The 17,671-nt window shown below is 66.7% G+C and carries 11 protein-coding genes; 6 read left to right on the plus strand and 5 right to left on the minus strand.

Features of this window, described 5'->3' with window-relative positions; all coding sequences use genetic code 11:
- Nucleotides 1-69: 69 nt before the first annotated feature.
- Nucleotides 70-2,118, plus strand: a complete 2,049-nt coding sequence (locus tag ATJ93_RS11065) for an AMP-binding protein (RefSeq protein WP_120244698.1) — start codon at nucleotides 70-72, stop codon at nucleotides 2,116-2,118.
- Nucleotides 2,119-2,194: 76 nt separating this feature from the next.
- Here ATJ93_RS11065 and ATJ93_RS11070 read toward each other — a convergent pair whose 3' ends face one another.
- Together ATJ93_RS11070 and ATJ93_RS11075 are read right to left on the minus strand one after the other, a co-directional pair.
- Nucleotides 2,195-4,426 (minus strand): LUD domain-containing protein, encoded by a 2,232-nt coding sequence (locus tag ATJ93_RS11070; RefSeq protein ID WP_120244699.1) that lies wholly within the window; start codon nucleotides 4,424-4,426, stop codon nucleotides 2,195-2,197.
- Nucleotides 4,419-4,961, minus strand: coding sequence for an LUD domain-containing protein (locus ATJ93_RS11075; RefSeq protein ID WP_120244700.1), 543 nt, complete (start codon nucleotides 4,959-4,961; stop codon nucleotides 4,419-4,421). The genes ATJ93_RS11070 and ATJ93_RS11075 overlap by 8 nt, the downstream gene beginning before the upstream one ends.
- A gap of 704 nt (nucleotides 4,962-5,665) precedes the next feature.
- On the opposite strand from ATJ93_RS11075, the gene ATJ93_RS11080 reads away from it, so the two are divergent.
- Together ATJ93_RS11080 and ATJ93_RS11085 are read left to right on the plus strand one after the other, a co-directional pair.
- The gene (locus ATJ93_RS11080) at nucleotides 5,666-7,402 is read left to right on the plus strand and encodes an L-lactate permease (RefSeq protein ID WP_120244701.1); all 1,737 of its coding nucleotides are present in this window, start codon (nucleotides 5,666-5,668) and stop codon (nucleotides 7,400-7,402) included.
- Between the two features lie 66 nt (nucleotides 7,403-7,468).
- Nucleotides 7,469-7,744 carry a hypothetical protein gene (locus tag ATJ93_RS11085; RefSeq protein WP_120244702.1) on the plus strand — a complete coding sequence of 92 codons (276 nt, stop codon included), beginning with the start codon at nucleotides 7,469-7,471 and terminating at the stop codon, nucleotides 7,742-7,744.
- A 29-nt stretch (nucleotides 7,745-7,773) separates the two neighbouring features.
- On the opposite strand, the gene ATJ93_RS11090 is transcribed toward ATJ93_RS11085, so the two are convergent.
- On the minus strand, nucleotides 7,774-8,397 hold the full coding sequence (locus ATJ93_RS11090; protein ID WP_120245253.1) for a helix-turn-helix transcriptional regulator: 624 nt from the start codon (nucleotides 8,395-8,397) through the stop codon (nucleotides 7,774-7,776).
- Nucleotides 8,398-8,724: 327 nt separating this feature from the next.
- Here ATJ93_RS11090 and ATJ93_RS11095 point away from each other — a divergent pair, with 327 nt between their 5' ends.
- A complete protein-coding gene (locus ATJ93_RS11095; RefSeq protein WP_120245254.1) occupies nucleotides 8,725-10,506 on the plus strand; it encodes an L-lactate permease in 1,782 nt (593 codons plus the stop codon).
- 83 nt (nucleotides 10,507-10,589) lie between these two features.
- A complete protein-coding gene (locus ATJ93_RS11100) occupies nucleotides 10,590-13,703 on the plus strand; it encodes an FAD-binding and (Fe-S)-binding domain-containing protein (protein ID WP_170155558.1) in 3,114 nt (1,037 codons plus the stop codon).
- A gap of 323 nt (nucleotides 13,704-14,026) precedes the next feature.
- Here ATJ93_RS11100 and ATJ93_RS11105 read toward each other — a convergent pair whose 3' ends face one another.
- Together ATJ93_RS11105 and ATJ93_RS11110 are read right to left on the minus strand one after the other, a co-directional pair.
- A complete protein-coding gene (locus tag ATJ93_RS11105; protein WP_120244703.1) occupies nucleotides 14,027-14,812 on the minus strand; it encodes a DUF7345 domain-containing protein in 786 nt (261 codons plus the stop codon).
- A complete protein-coding gene (locus ATJ93_RS11110) occupies nucleotides 14,778-16,211 on the minus strand; it encodes a hypothetical protein (RefSeq protein ID WP_120244704.1) in 1,434 nt (477 codons plus the stop codon). The genes ATJ93_RS11105 and ATJ93_RS11110 overlap by 35 nt, the downstream gene beginning before the upstream one ends.
- 183 nt (nucleotides 16,212-16,394) lie before the next feature.
- Between ATJ93_RS11110 and ATJ93_RS11115 the strand changes: the two genes are divergently transcribed.
- Nucleotides 16,395-17,570 carry a DUF7345 domain-containing protein gene (locus ATJ93_RS11115; RefSeq protein WP_147376642.1) on the plus strand — a complete coding sequence of 392 codons (1,176 nt, stop codon included), beginning with the start codon at nucleotides 16,395-16,397 and terminating at the stop codon, nucleotides 17,568-17,570.
- Nucleotides 17,571-17,671: the final 101 nt, after the last annotated feature.

Raw genomic sequence — 17,671 nt, forward strand, 5'->3', positions numbered from 1 at the left:
ATTCGTCATTCCGTCGGGTTCGACCCCGCGTTTGATGGTTGGGTGTGATAAACACACAGTATTAGAACCATGCCCGAGAACACCGACACCGATGCCGGAACTGACGGCGACAGCGGTCTCGAGGCCGTCGACGAGATCGTCCACGAGCCCGATCCCGCGTTCGTCGAGTCGACCAACGTCTACGCGTTCATGCGGGAGTACGGGATCGACGACTACGACGAACTGATCGAGCGAACGACGACTGACCTCGAGGGGGTCGAGGAATCGGGGCTCGAGTGGTTCTGGGACGAGGTGGTCGACTATCTCGGAATCGAGTTCGACGAGGACTACGACAGGGTACGGGACGACAGCGACGGCCCGCAGTTCTCCGACTGGTACGTCGGCGGCGAGCTCAACGTCGCCCACAACGCCGTCGACCGACACGCCGCCGTCGACGAGGAGCGGCGCAACAAAGTCGCGACCATCTGGGAGGGCGAGGACGGCGAGGTCCGCGAGGTAACCTACCACGAACTCCACCGGCAGGCGAATCAGGTCGCGAACGCCCTCGAGGAGCGCGGGATCGACACGGGCGACACCGTCGGACTCTACATGCCGATGGTACCGGAGGTCGTCTCGATTCTCTACGGCTGTCTCAAGGTCGGCGCGATCGCGGTGCCGATCTTCTCCGGCTTCGGCGTGGACGCGGTCGCGACCCGCCTCGAGGACGCCGAGTGCTCGGTGCTGTTCACGGGCGACGGGTTCTACCGACGCGGGGATCCCGTCTTCCTCAAGTCGACGGCCGACAGGGCGATCGAACAGGCGGGCCGCGTCGAGCGCGCGATCGTCTTCGATCGATTGGGTTCCAGCGACCGGGCGAACGAACACGAAATTCCCTGGACCGACGACCGCGACGAGTGGTGGGGCGCGGCCGTCGACGCGCAAGACGACGCCTACGAGACGAAATCGCTGCCCTCGAGCCACGAGTCGATGCTCCTCTACTCGTCGGGGACGACCGGGAAGCCGAAGGGGATCGTCCAGACTCACGCGGGCGTGCAGGTTCAGTGTGCGAAGGAGGTCTACTTCGGGATGGACCTCAAGCCCGCGGATCGGTTCTTCTGGGTCTCGGACATCGGCTGGATGATGGGGCCGTGGACGCTGATCGGAACCCACACCTTCGGCGGCACGGTCTTCATGTACGAGGGCGCGCCCGACTACCCCGATCCCGACCGGTTCTGGTCGATGATCGACCGGCACAACCTGACGCAGTTCGGCATCTCTCCCACGGCGATCCGGGCGCTCCGCAAGCACGGGGACCAGTGGCTCGAGGACCACGACCTCTCCTCCCTTCGCGTACTGGGTTCGACGGGCGAGCCGTGGGATCCCGAATCCTGGCGCTGGTTCTACGAGAACGTGGGGAACGGCGAGTGCCCGATCATCAACATCTCCGGCGGCACGGAGATCTGTGGCTGTTTTCTGATGCCGATGCCGATCCAGTCGCTCAAACCCTGCACGCTCGGCGGGCCCGGGCTCGGAATGGACATCGATATCGTCGACGAGAACGGTGACTCCGTGGCCGACGAGCACGAGCGCGGCTACCTCGTCGCCCGCAGTTCCTGCCCCTCGATGACGAAGTCCCTGTGGTCCGGAGACGACCGCTATCTCGAGGAGTACTGGTCGACCTGGCCGGACCTGTGGGACCACGGCGATTGGGCCCAGCAGGACGAAGACGGGTTCTGGTTCCTCCACGGCCGGGCCGACGACGCCCTGAACGTCGCCGGGCGCAAGGTAGGGCCCGCCGAAGTCGAAGGCGCCTTGATCGACCACGACGCGGTCAACCAGGCCGCAGCGATCGGCGCACCGGACGAGACGACCGGAACGGCGGTCGTTACCTACGTCGTTCTCGAGGACGGCTACGGGGAAAGCGACGAGTTACGCGAGGAACTGCGCGAGCAGGTCGGTGCCGAGTTGGGCAAGCCGTTCCGCCCGCGCGAGGTGCTGTTCGTCGACGAATTCCCCAAAACCCAGTCGGGTAAAATCATCCGCCGAGCCATCGAAGCGACCTACGCGGGCGACGATCTGGGCGACCTGAGCAGCATCGAAAATCCGGAAGCGCTCGACGAACTCGAGGCGGCCCGATGACGGAGCGAGTTGGGTCGAGGCGGCCGCTCGTTCGCTTCTCCGGCGAGCCGGTGTCGGCAGTGCGACGTCGCTCCGCTCACTCGAGCCGGGAGCGCGACTGCGGATCGAGCACTTCGACCGGGTGCACCGCGTCTCGGGCGAGCAGGTCCCCTAACTGTTCTTCGCAGGACGTCCCGCTGGCGACGACGAGCCGCTCACGGGCCTCGGGCTCGGTGAACTGCTCTGCGAGGCGGTCGCCGACGTCCATACTCAGTTCGTAGTACTCGCGCTTGTAACCGAAACTGCCGGCCATGCCGCAACACTCGACGTCGCTTTCGATCACGTCGTACTCGAGTTCCTCCAGGACGGCGCGAGTGTACCGATCGAGGCCGAGCGTCCGCTGCTGGCAGTGGGAGTGGTAGGCGATCTCCGGTCCGCCGTCGCCGGTCCGGAGCCCCGTCCCGTCGGCCCCGTTCTCGAGCAGCCCGTAGACGTACTCGAGCACGTCGTAGCTTCTCTCCCGCAGCCGCTCGTATGACTGCTCGGGGAGTAGCTTCTCGTACTCGCTGCGGAACATCGCGAGGTCGCTGGGCTCGATCGCGACGACGTCCCGACCGGCGTCGACGTGTTCGGCCAGGGCGGCGTAGACGCGACTCGCCTTCTCGTCGGCCGTCTCGATCATCCCCTGCGAGAGCGGTGCGCGGCCGCTGCCTGGAACCGACGGGATCCGGACGTGAACGCCGAGGGACTCGAGGACGCGGACGGCTGCCTTTCCGCGCTCGACGTCGACGTAGTTCGTGTAGACGTCGGGGTAGAGGACGACCTCGCGGTCGGCGTCCCCAGCGGGGACGCGCGGCCCGCGGGCTTCGAACCAGTCGACGAGCGTCCGTCGCTCGAACTCGGGCAGTTCGCGCCGGCCGTCGATGCCGACGAGACGTTCCATGAGCGACCGAACGGGGCCGACGCTCGCCGTCCAGTTCGAGAGCGGCGCGGTCGCAGACCCGAGCTTCGCGAGCGTCTCGTAGTTGCCGAACAGCCGCTTTTGCAGGTCGAGGCCGGCCGGTTCCTCGTCGGGCGTGAGCCCCTCGACGAGGAACTCGAACCGCCCGTCGTCGCCCTCGCGGTTGATCCGGTCGCGGACGACGGTGTTGATCCACGGGATGTCGATCTTCACCGGACACGCCTCGACGCAACGCGAACAGCCCGTACAGAGGTCGTTGAACTCCGCGGCGCTGTCCTGACCGTGGACGCCGGCTTCCCAGCCGGTTGCGATGCCGCCGGTGTAAGTCTCGCCGCCGAAGGCGTGACCGCCGACCGACTGGAAGTTCGCGCACGTGTTGGCACAGGCCGAACACCGGATACAGTAGAGGGTTTCGCGGAGGTGTTCGTCCTCGCGCAGCGCCGTCCGGCCGTTGTCGATCAACACGAGGTGAAACTCGCGGTCGTCGTCGCGGTCGGCGAACGCGACGTCGGGGTCGTCGAAGTCGACGACGGGCGAGTCGACCGGCGGCGTTAGCAAGGAGATGTAGGAGGTAATATCCTGGCCGGTTCCCGATCGGCCGATCAGTTCGATGAACGGCGCGAGGTCCTCCACGGAGGGCACGATCTTCTCGACGCCCGCGACCGCGACGTGCGTGTCGGGAACGACGGCCGACTTCCGAGCGTTGCCCTCGCTCGTGACCAGCATGATCGAGCCCGAATCGGCCGTGATAAAGTTCGCACCGGTCATGCCGACGTCAGCGTCGGCGATCAGTTCGCCCAGCCGCTCGCGCGCGAACATCGTCAACTCCTCGGCGGTCTCGAGCGGTTCCTCGGGGTCGAACTGCGTGTTGAAGAGTCGGGCTATCTCCTCGCGGGACTTGTGGATCGCCGGCGCGACGATGTGGCTGGGCGCGTCGTCGGCGACCTGCAGCACCCACTCGCCGAGGTCGGTCTCGACGACATCGACGCCGTCGCGCTCGAGCGCCTCGTTGACTTCGAGTTCCTCGCTGGTCATCGACTTCGACTTCACCACTCGATCGGCCGATTTCTCGCTGGCAACCTCCCGAATGTAGCGATTGGCGTCGGCAGCGTCGTCGGCGAGGTAGACCGTCCCGCCGTTTTCCTCGACTGCCGCCCGGACTTCGTCGATCAGTTCGGGGAGGCGCTCGATCGCGTCCTCCTTGATCGCGCGGGCCTCCGTTTTCAGCGCCTCGTAGTCCTCGAGTTCGGCGACCGACTCGTACCGGCCCCGATTGAAGCCGAGCGTGTTCGCCTCGACGGCGTCGCCCTCGGTCTCGAGGAGGTGGCGAATTCGTTCGGCTTTCGCCTCGCGGTCGGCACTACTCATCCGTCTCACCCGCCGTTTCCGACTCGGTCCCTCGGAGAACGACGACGTGGACCTCCTTGGGCCCGTGTGCACCTTGCACGAGCGCGCCCATGTCGGCGGTTGCACTCGGTCCGGTCGCAACGATGGCGCTGCCCCCGTCGCGGAGGTGGGGACCCAGGCGATCGATCGCGGTTTGCATGTTCGGAACGATGTCCGCCAGGCGAACGACGGCGACGTGCAGATCCGGAAAGAGACTCACCTGTTCCGCTCCCTCGTCGGTCGCGGGCAGGACGACGCTTCCGTAGTCCGCGATCGCCATCGAGGCGGCCGTAATTCCCGTCTTCGCCGACTCGAGACTCGTGGGCGTCGGATCCTCGTCGACCCACTCGGGGAGCGAGACCGATTCGAACGGGAGCGGCGTTCCGATCGCGGGGTCGCGGGCGATCGACCGTAGCGTGCGATCGAACGCCGTCGGTTCGGCGTACGTGACCGGTACGTCGAGGTCCGCGAGCGCGGCTTCGAACCGCTCAGAGGCGACTCCTGTGTCGATACTCATAGAACGATGCTACCGTCGTGACCATATTATTGTTATGTTTGTTCACGTTGAACACACCATCACGCGCCGAAAGCTCGCCCTCCGACTCGCAACGACCTTCGGACGGCGGAGCGCGCTGGCTGATTTCAGTGCCGGCTCGAACCGGAGCGATCCGACCCGCAAGAATTCGTCTCGGCGTCGAAGCGTGTGAGTCGTGAGCGCGCGCCAACCACCGTAACCTCTACACACGAATGAAATACCCAGTTCGGACGACTGAATCACCTCTACACACGACTGAATCACCTCTACATTCGACTGCAACCTCTCTACAGACGTGTAAACAGGAATTGATGCACCGTCTTCAACCTGGTCGGCGGAGCGGTCGATTCTAAATTCGCCGCGAGAGCCCCGAAGAATACGACACCAGGGCATTGTTGGCGAATGGCACGAAGGTTGCGTGAAGCGATCAGTGTAGGGATCGTAATACCGACGTGAAAGGCACTGAAGAGGCCTTTCGAGGCGTTTCAGCGGAATTATTGCTCTGCGATAGAAGCGGCTTATTATACGTCGAATCTAGCCCACTGGACGGACTAACCGACTCGAACGATCGAAGATTATATATAATCGTTGTATGGTTCCCTCTCTCATGCCAGGTTCAATTCCACATGGCATCGACAGGGACCGCATATCACCGGCTTCCGTAGCGGGGTACAGAGGTGAGACCGATGGCTAGCGGGCTCGAGATCGCGGCCGCAGCGTTGCCGCTCGTTCTGGCTGGCGTCCTCCTCGTTGGGCTGCTCTGGCCCGCCACGCGGTCGATGCCGATCGCCTACGTCACTGCAGTGGCTGTCGGGCTCGGCATCTGGGGGATGCCGGTCGATTACGTGGCCGCAGCGTCGATCGTCGGCGCCATGACGGCGATACAGATCCTCTGGATCGTCTTCGGCGCGTTGCTCCTGCTATACACGCTGATGCAGGCCGGCGCGTTCGACCGCATCAACCAGGGGTTCGCAACGATCAGCGACGATCGACGAGTACAGATCATTCTGCTCGGACTCTTCCTCGCCGCGTTCATCGAGGGGGCAGCTGGCTTCGGCACTCCGGCGGCGGTCGTCGCCCCGCTCTTACTGGCCCTCGGCTTCCCGGCGCTTGCCGCGGTGATCGCCGGACTGATCGGTCACATACTCGCGGTCACGTACGGGGCCGTCGGGACGCCGATTATCATCGGGATCGAAAACCCGCTGGCCTCGGCTGAGGCGACGAATACGGCGATCACCAACGCCGGGTTTACCGTTCAGGAGTACTCCCTCGAGGTCGCTGTGTGGGCGGCGACTTACCACACGCTCATCGGCTTCGTGATGCCGCTTTTCGCGGTCGGCATGGTCGTTTACTTCTTCGGCGACACCGAAGAACGGAGCCTCGAGCCAATGTGGGAAGTCGCACCGCTGTGTCTGTTTTCGGGAATCGCGTTCGTCGTCCCGTACTGGCTGTCGGCACAGATCAGTGCGGAGTTCCCAAGCTTGGTGGGTGCGATGGTCGGCGGTGCGATCGTCGTCAGCACGCTCAAAGCAGGCTACTTCACGCCTGACGAAGAGTGGGACTTCCCGCCCCGCGAGGAGTGGCCCGACCACTGGGTCGGAACGATCGAACCCGGCCAGTCCAGTTCGCCAGACGTGACCAGCGGCACCGGCGACCCTGCGGCTGCGGACGGCGGCGTCAGCTCGGCCAACATGTCGCTGCTCCGTGCCTGGACGCCGTACATTCTGCTGGTCGTCTTGCTCGTCGTCACGCGAGTCGTCGATCCGCTTCCGTCCATCCTGCAGCAGTTCGGAACGCAGTGGACCAACATCCTCGGCACGGGACTCAGCGGCGGGATCGACTGGGTGTACGTCCCCGGCTTCTGGTTGGTGGTCTGTGCGCTGATCGCGATCCCCCTGTACGGGATGTCCGGACGGCAGGTCAAATCCGCCTTCGCGGAGACGGGGCAGAAACTCGTTTCACCGCTGATCGCGCTCGTGTTCGTCATCGCGATGGTCCAGGTGATGCTCCAGTCGGGCGCTCACGCGGAGAGCGCCGAGAGTATGATCTTCGTCCTCGCCCAGACGACTGCGGACATCGTCGGTCCGGCCTATCCGTTCATCTCCGCGCTCATCGGCGCGCTCGGCGCGGCGATGGCCGGCTCGAACACGGTGTCGAACATCACCTTCGGCGGCTTCCAGTTCGAGGCCGCCCAACAGCTCGGGCTGCCGACGCAGATCATCGTCGGCGCCCAGGCCGTCGGCGGCGCCATCGGCAACCTCGTGGCGATCCACAATGTCGTCGCCGCGCTCGCGACCGTCGGCCTCGTCGGTCAGGAAGGCCGCGTGATGCGGTTGAACCTGATCCCGCTGATCTACTACGCGACCGGGGTCGGGATCGTCGCGACGCTGTTCAGCTACGTCCTCTTCCCCGGCCTCTTCTAGGGCCGGGAAGGAGGGTTCCATTTCGACAACCGGAGATTCGACACAGGACGGGACGTCACGAATCAGATGAATACGGTGCTACTCGAGCGACGGACCGACGACGAACGGCTGGCCAGCGTCGCCATCGTCGACGGGCCCCGGCTACTCGAGGTCCCGGGCCCGGACGCGACGGTCGACGGACCCGAATTCGCGCTCGGCGAGCACGCCGCTCCCGAGGCGCGCGACGCGATCATCGCGGGCGGCACCGGCGACGGAGGCCGCGTCGGTTCTCGGTTCGTTCTCGCTCGAGGCGTATCGACTGGTCGTGACGAACGCCGGACGCGGACGACGCCGAACCCGTGAGCGACGAACTGTCGCCGCGCGGACCGGTTTCACCCGAGCGTCGGCGTGAACCGATCGGGCCCGAGGAAGTTCCAGATGTGGCCGCGCTCTTCCGGCGGGTCGACGCCCGGCAACTCCTTCAGCGCGGGCTGGATCGCGTTCCACCAGCCCTCGTCCGTTTCGAACTCCGCGGGGTGATCCGGGTAGACGTTCTCGAGGAAGTCGGACTTTCTGGCGCTCGGGTTTTCGATGAGGTACTCGTAGGACGCGAGGAGGGCCTCCCGGCGGGCCTCGAGCGTCGCACCCGTGCCGGGGAGGTCGACCGCAGCCATCGCTTCTCGGACCGCGGGCGGCGGGCTCTCCGTCTCGGATCGGGTCGCAGTCTGCTGATGTTCCAGATTCGGATCCGGGTCCGGGTCCGGATCGCCCTCGATCGGGACCCACCAGACCCGTCCGCGAGCGCCGACCTTGCGCGTCTCGAGCGTTCCGTCCTCGACGAGGGCGTTGAGTTTGTTGTGCGCGGTCCGCCGCGAGCAGTCCAGGTGGTCCATGACGTCGTCCGCCGTCAGCGGGCGGCCGAGATCCTCCCGGTCGTCGAACGCCTCGAGGGCGGCCGTCGCCGGGATTCGGTCCGCGTACTGACCCTGGCCGTTTCGCTCACGATCGTCGCTCATGCGAAAGACCTGCACACACGTCTGCATATGCCTTTGCATCTCGCCGAATACGGGTTAGCGACCGATCGGACGCGCCGATCGAGCGCGTTCGACGGTGCGAGTCGAGTGTCGCCGTCGGTACTCGCCGGACCCGACCGGCGACCATCGAGGGAGTCGCTCGCCGCGAGTGACCGCAGAGGCGTTCGCCGATCGTCCCGCGTTAGCCGAGCGAGAAGTCGTGCGAGACGTTCACTGGGTCCGGTAGCTATAAACGGTCGATCTTCCCATGATATATTATGACATGATTAACTCGCGACGGTACTCGTGCACGGGGAAGAGGTGGAGTCGATGGCTGAGTTGATCGCGGTCGCCCTCGCGGCGGTCCCGCTGATCGTCGTCAGCGTGCTCCTCGTCGGCTTCCTCTGGCCCGCCACGCGCGCGATGCCGATCGCTTGGCTCTCGGCGCTCGTCGTCGCCGCGTTCGGCTGGGGGATGCCCGTTAGATGGTTGGCCGCGGCGACCATCGAAGGGGTGTTGATCGCCGTCCAGATCCTCTTTATTGTCTTCGGGGCGCTCGTCCTGTTGTACACGATGCTTCGGGCGGGGGCGTTCGACGTACTCAACGCCGGATTCGCGCGAATCAGCGACGATCGTCGCGTCCAGATCGTCCTGATCGCGTTCTTCCTCTCGACGTTCATCGAGGGCGCGGCCGGCTTCGGGGCGCCGGCCGCGGTCGTTGCACCGCTGCTGCTCGGCCTGGGCTTCCCCGCGCTGGCCGCCGTCGTCGCCGCACTGATCGGCCACATCATCGCGGTTACCTACGGCGCAGTCGGGACGCCGATCATCGTGGGTATCAGGGAACCGATGGCGAACGTCTCCGGGATCGCGTCGGCGATCGAATCCGGCGGGCTGACGCCGAACGAGTTCGCGGTCAACGTCGCCGCGTGGGCCGCGACCTACCACCTGCTGGTCGGCTTCGTCATGCCGCTTTTCGTCGTCGGGATGGTCGTCTACTTCTTCGGCGACTCCGACGATCGATCGATCAGACCGGCGCTCGCGGTGTGGCCCCTCTGTCTGTTCGCCGGCCTGGCTTTCGTGGTTCCCTACTGGCTGTCCGCGTGGTTCATCAGCGCCGAATTCCCGGCGCTCGTGGGCTCGATGGTCGGTGCGGCGATCACGATCGCCGCGCTCCGCGCGGGATACTTCCTCCCCGACGAGGAGTGGACCTTTCCCGACCAGAGCGAGTGGCCCGACCACTGGACCGGATCGATCCAGCCGACGGACGCCAGGAGCGTCCTCGCCGGAACACACGATATCTCGCTCGCACGCGCCTGGTCTCCGTACCTCCTGCTGGTCGTGTTATTGATGTTCACCCGCCTCTTCGACCCGTTCCCGGCCCTGCTTCGCGGTGAGCAGGTGTCGCTTTTCGGGCGGCAAGTGTCGCTCGTGCTGGGAACGACCGCGACGGAGTTCGGCGAGTTCACCGTCGGCCTGTTCCTCTTCGAGTGGACGAACGTTCTCGGGACCGGTCTCGGAAGCGGCATCAACTTCGTTTCCGTCCCCGGCACCTGGCTGCTGGTGAGCGCGATCGTGGCGGTCAGCCTCTTCGATATGAATCGTCGGCAGATCGCGGAGGCGTGGGGCGGCGCGACCTCGAAGCTGATCTCGCCGCTGATCGCGCTGGTGTTCGTGCTCGCGATGGCGCAGGTGATGCTTCAATCGGGCTCGCACGCCGAAGGGACCGAGAGCATGATCGTCGTCCTCGGTACCGCGACGGCGAACGTGGTCGGGCCGGCTTACCCGATGGTCGCCGCGCTCATCGGCGCGCTCGGCGCCGCGCTCGTCGGATCGAACACCGTCTCGAACATCACGTTCGGCCCGTTCCAGTTCGTGGCGGCCCAGCGACTCGGCTTCTCGAAGGAACTGATCGTCGGCGCCCAGGCCGTCGGCGGCGCGATCGGCAATCTCGTGGCGATCCACAACGTCGTCGCCGCACTCGCGACCGTCGACCTCATCGGCGAGGAGGGGCGCGTGATCCGACTCAATCTGGTCCCGCTCGTCTACTACACCGTGTTCGTCGGCTTCTGGGCGCTCCTGTTTACCTACGTGCTCTTCCCGGAGGTGTTCTAATCCGATGACCGAGAACGCGACCGTACCGTCCGACGACTACAGACGAACTGCAGCGACACGTAGCAACCGATCCAACCGAACACATGGCAACTGATCCAACTGATTCCACCGATCCGATCGTGTCGGCCGATCGACCGACGACAGACCAGGACCCTGCACTCGATCCGCAGGCGAACTACGACTACCGCAGCGACGATATCGATCGGCCGGAGCTGGTCGCCGACCTCGAGCGGCGGATCGCCGGCGAGGTCCGCGCTGACTCGTACTCACGTCAGCTGTACGCGACCGACGCGAGCATCTACGAGGTGACGCCGATCGGGGTCGTCTTCCCGCGATCGACCGAGGACGTCGCCGCCGTCGTCGAGTACTGCGCCGAGCGGGGGATTCCGGTGCTACCCCGCGGCGGCGGAACGAGCCTCGCCGGCCAGACCGTCAACGAGGCCGTCGTCCTCGATTTCACGAGAGACATGGACGGCGTCGTCGACGTCGATCCAGACGCGCGGCGGGCGACCGCCCAGACGGGGATCTACCTCGAGTCGCTTAACGAGGCGCTGGCACCCCACGGACTGAAGTTCGCGCCCGATCCCGCCTGGGGGGACAAGAGCGCGCTCGGCGGCGCGATCGGCAACAACTCGACCGGCGCTCACTCCCTGCAGTACGGGAAGACCGACGCCTACGTCGAGGAGGTCGAGGTCGTCCTCGCGGACGGCACCGTCACGACCTTCGGCGAGGTCGCCGTCGACGACCTGCCCGAGCTCGCCGACGGCGACGACCTCGAGGCGGCGATCTACGCCGAGGTGGCTCGCATTTTAGAGGAGCGGGGCGACCTGATCGAGGAGACCTATCCCGACCTCAAGCGCAACGTCTCCGGCTACAACCTCGACTGGCTCGTCGAGGACGCTCGCGGTGCCGAGCGCGGGATCGGCGAACCCGACGCCGAGGGCGGCACCGTCAACCTCGCGAAACTGCTCTGTGGCAGCGAGGGGACCCTGGCGATCGTCACCGAGGCGACGGTGTCGCTCGAGCCGATCCCCGAGGAAAAGAGCATGGCCCTGCTGGCCTACGAGTCGGTACTCGACGCGATGGACGACGTCGAGCCGATCGTCGACCACGATCCCGCCGCGGTCGAGGTGATCGACGACGTGATGATCGACCTCGCCCGGAACACGCCCGAGTTCGCTCCCGTCACCGAGATGCTTCCGGACGGGACGGCCGCCGTGTTAGTCGTCGAGTTCTACGCCGACGACCTCGACGACGGCAAGCGGAAGGTCGCGAACCTGCTCGCCGATCGCTGCCCGACCGTCGATCCCGACGGCGAGGCCGACGACGAGACCGATCGAACGATCTCCGACGCCGACGAGCTCGCGTTCGACGCGATCGAGGCCTACGACGCGGACAGTCGGGCGAAGATCTGGAAGCTCCGCAAGTCCGGCCTGCCGATCCTCCTCTCGCGGACGACCGACGAGAAACACGTCGCGTTCATCGAGGACACCGGGATCCCGCCGGAAAACCTCCGGGCGTTCGTCGCGGACTTTCAGCGGGTCCTCGAGGATCACGACACCTACGCCAGCTTCTACGCCCACGCCGGCCCCGGCGTCCTCCACATTCGACCGCTCGTGAACACGAAGACGGAAGCGGGACTCGAAGCGATGGAATCGATCGCCGACGCCGTGACGGACCTCGTCGTCGAGTACGACGGCTCGGTCTCGGGCGAACACGGCGACGGTCGCGCGCGCACCCAGTGGAACCGCAAGCTGTACGGCGAGGAGATGTGGGAGACGTTCCAGGAGCTGAAAACGGCGTTCGACCCCGACTGGCTCCTGAACCCGGGACAGGTCGTCTTCCGCGACGACGATCCCACCGACATGACGGAGAACCACCGGTTCGGCCCCGACTACGCGTTCGACGCCGGATTCGATCCGCACCTCGAGTGGGACAACGACAACGGCTTCCAGGGGATGGCCGAGCTCTGTCACGGCTGTGGCGGCTGTCGGGGCGAGCAGTCCACGACGGGGGGCGTGATGTGTCCGACGTTCCGCGCCGAAGACGAGGAGATCCTCTCGACGCGAGGGCGAGCGAACGCCCTCAGACAGGCGATGAGCGGGAATCTCGATCCCGACGAACAGTTCAGCGACGAGTTCGTCGAGGAGGTACTGGATCTCTGTATCGGCTGCAAGGGCTGTAAGCACGACTGCCCGAGCGGGGTCGACATGGCCAAGATGAAGGCGGAACTCACCTACGAACACCACAAGCGAGCGGGCACCTCGCTACGGGACCGCATGTTCGCCAACTTCGAGACGCTCGCGAAGCTGGGGTCGGCGACCGCGCCGCTCTCGAACTGGGCGACCGCGATCCCCGGCAGCGGCCTCGTCGCCGAGAAACTGCTCGGCATCTCGCGGGAGCGAGACCTGCCGACGTTCCGGCGAAACACGTTCGCAAAGCGCGTCGCGGACCACCGGCCAGCCGTCCCGGCGGCGGACGCCGAACGGCGAGTCGTCCTCGTCCCGGACGTCTACACCAACCACGAGTACCCCGAGGCCGGCGAGGCAGCCCTCGAGGTGCTCGAGGCCGCGGGGGTCCACGTCGAGGTCGCGGAGCCGCGCGACGTGGGCCGCCCCGCCTACTCGAAAGGGCTGCTCGACGAGGCCGCCGAAAACGCACAGCAGACCGTCCACGACCTGCTGCCCTACGTCGAGGACGGGTACGACGTGGTCCTGCTCGAGCCGTCCGACGCCGTCATGATCCAGTCGGATTACCGCGACCTGTTCGACCACGAGCAGGTCGAGGCGGTCGCGGAGAACACCTACGGCGTCTGCGAGTACCTCGATACGTTCCGTCTCGACGAGACGCTCGCGTTCGACGCACCCGACACCCACCTCGCCTATCACGGCCACTGCCACCAGAAGGCCCACGCCAAGGACCACCACGCCGTCGGGGTCCTCCGACGGGCGGGGTACGCGGTCGATCCGCTCGACTCGACGTGCTGCGGGATGGCCGGTTCGTTCGGCTACGAAGCCGAGCACTACTCGATGAGCAAGGCGATCGGGGAGGTGCTGTACGAGCAGGTCGACGACAGCGAGGGCGACCGCGTCGTCGCCCCCGGCGCGTCCTGTCGGACGCAGCTCGGAGACCGGTCCGACGCGGCCGAGGAGCCGCCGACGCCGATCGAAGTCGTCGCCGAGGCGCTCGCGGAGTAACGCGGAGCGCGGACGCTCGGCGCGAGAGTGTCGGTGACCGTGACGTCCCCTCCACTCGAGTTGGTCACCGCCTGCGGCCGCGTCGTCCCGATCTCGAGCCACCTCGGGCGAACGCTCGAACTGTGGCACCGCGAACGGTAGCGTGATCAGTCCCGGATCGCCCGCGAGCGACGACCGCGGTGGCCTGCGCAGCACGAGAGTCCCGCGGCGCTCGAGAACCTGTTCGAGGCGGCCCGGTAGTCTGCGGAATTGAAACGGAAAATCGAAGCCGACCACGACCGCGGCGGCGTCGGGTCGCGGTCGGCTAGGAGCCGTGGAACCGCCTAGCGGCGACGAGACAGCCAGACGCCGCCGCCGATCGCCACCAGCGAGCCGACGACGCCGGGGCCGGGCAGGGAGTCGCCCGTTCCCTCGGCAGCCGTCCCGCCGTCGTCCGCCGGCTCGATCGCGGCCTCGTACCCCTCGAAGGAGGTGTTCGCGTCCCAGACCGCACGCTCGGCGGTCCGGTCGGCCGGTGTCGGATCGGACGCGGCGAGTTCGTACCCGTCCGGTAGCTCGAGGACGACCGGCCGATCGGCCGTGAATCCGCTGGCGAACGGCTCGGTCACGCGGAGGGTCCCGTCCGCCGTCGCCGCGAGGCCGCGCCAGTCGGCAGCCACGGAGACGACACCGCGGTCGCCCCCATCGACCGTCTCGAACGACGTGCGGACGTTTTCGACGGTCATCTCGCGCCCGGTTTCGGAAGCTGCCTCGGCGGCGATCGTCCGAAACCGCTGCTCGGTCCGCGCCTCGAGGCGGTCGCGCTTCGTTTCGTTCTCGCGCAGCGAGTCGAAGGCCGCTCGCTCGGCTTCGTCCGTCAGGTCGAACGCGACGCGGACGGTCACCGTCGCGTCGCCGTCGTCCTCGAGGGCGACGACGAATGCCTCGTCGGAGGCCGCCCGGTCGTCGCCCTGCTCGGCGCTTTGACCGGTACCGACGCCGGGGCTTGCGGCGGCGCCCCCGGTCGCGGCGACGGCGACGAGCGCGAGGGCGAGGAGCCACGCGGCGTACGTTCGCAGACGTCCCCGACCGCGATCAGTTCGTGGATTCGTCCGTTGTATCGGTCTCATTGTCGGTCTCGTCGTCTTCGTCGTCCTCGTCCGCGTCGTCTTCGTCGTCCGAATCGTCCCGTTCGTCACCATCCTCGCGGTCCGCGCCGTCCTCGGCACGGCGGTCGTCGTCCGCGAGATCGAGTTCGAGTTCGGCCTCGAGGTCGCCGTGGGTCACGTCGATCTCGAGTTCGTCCGCGCCGTCGGGGACCGCGAACGAGACGGTGCCGTCGTCGCCGGTGGTGCCGACGGACTCGTCGTTCGCGACGACGTCGGCTCCCGACACCGCACTGCCGTTGTGCGTCACCGTGACAGTCACGGTGCCGTTCTCGACGGTAGCGTCGGTCTCGAGCGCCCCGTCGTCGTCGCGGTCGGTCTCTCGTTCGTCGTCGTTCTCGCGCTCGCTTTCGTTTTCGCGTTCGTCTTCGTCCGCATCATCGTCATCCCGTTCGTCGATCTCCGGCGCTTCGGCGTCGTCAGCGTCGCCGGCGTCGGGCGCTTCGATCTCCTCCTCGAGTTCGAAGACGGTGCCCGTTTCGCCGTCGACGCTAATCTCGGCCTCGCCGGTCGCATTGCCGGTCAGGCTGAACTCGAACTCGTAGACGCCGTCGTCGGCGTCGCTCTCGCTTTCGTCGAGCGTCCAGTTGCCGTCGACGGCCGAGAGCGCGTCAGTTGCAGCCTCGCGTGCCTCGGACTGGGAGATGTCGAGGGAGCCGTCGCCGTCGCGCGGTCGCTCGAACTCGCGGCTCCGCTCGCCGTCCTCGGTTTCGGCTTCGATCGAGACGCCACCGCCGGTCTCGATCTCGATTTCGGCTTCGCCCTGCGCCTCGCCGGTGAACTGCCGGCGGAGCGCGTCGGTGCCCGTACTGGTCAGCTGGGCGACCGCGTCGCGCTGCTCGCGCAGTTCCGACGCGGACACGTTGGCCGCGTCGAGCGCGTCGGGCGAGACGTCGTCGGCTCGCTCGAGGAGCCGGTCGTAACTCGAGACGACGCCCTGTGCGCGGGCGTTCACCGACGCGAGCCGCTGGGCGTAGGTCGATTCGTCGATGTCGCCGGCCTCGTAGGCCGCGGTCGCCTCGTCGTACTCAGCCTGCAGCGTCGCGGATCGGTTCTCGAGGACCGCAGCACGGTCGGCGATCGCGGCCGCGCGGGCCTCGTCGTCGCTGTCGGTGCGTTCCAGCCGTTCCTCGAACGCCGCGTTTTCGAACTCCGTGCGCACCTCGTTGCTCGTCGCGGTGACGAGCGTCGAGAGCTGTGCGCCGGTCGTCACGGTGACGCTGTCGTTCGTCGTCGATTCGTTTTGGGTCTGGGTCGCCACACTGGCGCCGGTACCGGCACCGGCGCCGGCGACGACCGCCGGGCCGATGGCGCTCGTACAGAGCAGTACAGCCAGGGAGGCGATCAGTAGTCGTCGGATCATCGTCGCTTGCGCATCGACGGGACGTCCCCATAAACGGGGTCGATCATCGGGCCGATTTGCGGCGATTTGCACCGTTTGCGCGGATGCACGGGAGCCCGTTTGCACCGATTTGCATCGATTTTCTGTCTATTTTCTGCCCAGACAGTACGCTTATACGATAGCTCTCACAACAGCGGGGCACCCGTGAGAACCGTATTCGACTGCATCGTAACTGCACTATTTGTTGCTGTTCTTATACTATCGGCAGCGGTCGTTCCCGTCGGCGCGTCGACGGTGCCCGCCCAATCGGGTAGCGCGAGCGACGACACGTCCCTCATCGCAACGGCGGACCTCCCCGAAGCCGACGCGACGGTCACGCGGATCGAACTCGAGGCGAACGGGACCGCCCGCTGGTCGATCTCGGTTCGGACGCGCCTCACGAACGAGTCCGACGTCGAGGACTATCGGGCCTTTCAGGAGCAGTTTCGCGCCGACCGCGAGACCTACCGCGACCGGTTCGAGCAGCGGATGACCGGCGTCGTCTCGGGCGCGGCCGACGCGACCGGTCGGAACATGACCGCGTCGGCGTTTCGCGCGGAGACGTCGATCCAGGAACTGCCGCGGCGGTGGGGCGTCGTCACCTACTCGGTCACCTGGACGAACTTCGCCACGGTTGCGGACGACGCGGTCGTCGTCGGCGACGTGTTCGAGGGCGGCCTCTACCTCGGCGACGGCGACTACCTCGAGGTCGTGCCGCCCGCGGAGTACGAACCGACGGAGACGTCGCCGCCGCCGACCGAAACCGAAGGGCGGACGGTCGTCTGGACCGGGCCGGAGGAGTTCGCCGACCAGCAGCCGACGGTACGGTTCGAACCCGCGGAATCGGACGCGACGGCCGCCGACGAGACGACCGCCTCGAGCGGGTCGTTCTCCCCGCCGCTCGTCGGCGTCGCGTCGATCGCCGCCCTCGCGCTCGTCCTCGGCGGTATCGCCGTCGCCGTCGTCTCGGACCGCAAACCCGTCGCGCGGATCCGCGCGAGACTCTCAGGTGCGTTCTCCTCCGCGAGCGGGCCGGCCGACTCGGCGGACGGAGAAGCGACCGGGGCGGCAACCGGCGTCGCCGACGACGGTGCAAGTTCGGCCGACGGAGCGGACTCCGCCTCCCCGCCGGATCCCGAACTCCTCACCGACGAGGACCGCGTCCGGCGCCTGCTCGAGCGAAACGGCGGTCGAATACGCCAGGCCGAGATCGCCGACGAACTCGAGTGGTCGGCCTCGAAGACCTCGCGGGTCGTCTCGGCGATGGCCGACGAGGGAACTGTCGAGAAGCTCCGGATCGGCCGCGAGAACGTGATCGATCTGCTCGAGGACTCCGAGTAGGGCTCGACTCGCGTACCGGCGGTCGGCGATCGATTCGGCGGGACGCCGACTGTCGCGCTCCCGACCGCCCCGAATCGCCCGCCGAAAAAAGCGAGCGGACC

This window comes from Halopiger aswanensis, assembly GCF_003610195.1.
GTDB classification, from domain to species: domain Archaea; phylum Halobacteriota; class Halobacteria; order Halobacteriales; family Natrialbaceae; genus Halopiger; species Halopiger aswanensis.

Excerpts from the sequence above, each read along its gene's own strand:
- ATJ93_RS11065 (WP_120244698.1), top strand. The coding sequence starts at position 70 with ATGCCCGAGAACACCGACACCGATGCCGGAACTGACGGCGACAGCGGT.
- ATJ93_RS11070 (WP_120244699.1), bottom strand. The coding sequence starts at position 4,426 with ATGAGTAGTGCCGACCGCGAGGCGAAAGCCGAACGAATTCGCCACCTC.
- ATJ93_RS11075 (WP_120244700.1), bottom strand. The coding sequence starts at position 4,961 with ATGAGTATCGACACAGGAGTCGCCTCTGAGCGGTTCGAAGCCGCGCTC.
- ATJ93_RS11080 (WP_120244701.1), top strand. The coding sequence starts at position 5,666 with ATGGCTAGCGGGCTCGAGATCGCGGCCGCAGCGTTGCCGCTCGTTCTG.
- ATJ93_RS11085 (WP_120244702.1), top strand. The coding sequence starts at position 7,469 with ATGAATACGGTGCTACTCGAGCGACGGACCGACGACGAACGGCTGGCC.
- ATJ93_RS11090 (WP_120245253.1), bottom strand. The coding sequence starts at position 8,397 with ATGAGCGACGATCGTGAGCGAAACGGCCAGGGTCAGTACGCGGACCGA.
- ATJ93_RS11095 (WP_120245254.1), top strand. The coding sequence starts at position 8,725 with ATGGCTGAGTTGATCGCGGTCGCCCTCGCGGCGGTCCCGCTGATCGTC.
- ATJ93_RS11100 (WP_170155558.1), top strand. The coding sequence starts at position 10,590 with ATGGCAACTGATCCAACTGATTCCACCGATCCGATCGTGTCGGCCGAT.
- ATJ93_RS11105 (WP_120244703.1), bottom strand. The coding sequence starts at position 14,812 with ATGAGACCGATACAACGGACGAATCCACGAACTGATCGCGGTCGGGGA.
- ATJ93_RS11110 (WP_120244704.1), bottom strand. The coding sequence starts at position 16,211 with ATGATCCGACGACTACTGATCGCCTCCCTGGCTGTACTGCTCTGTACG.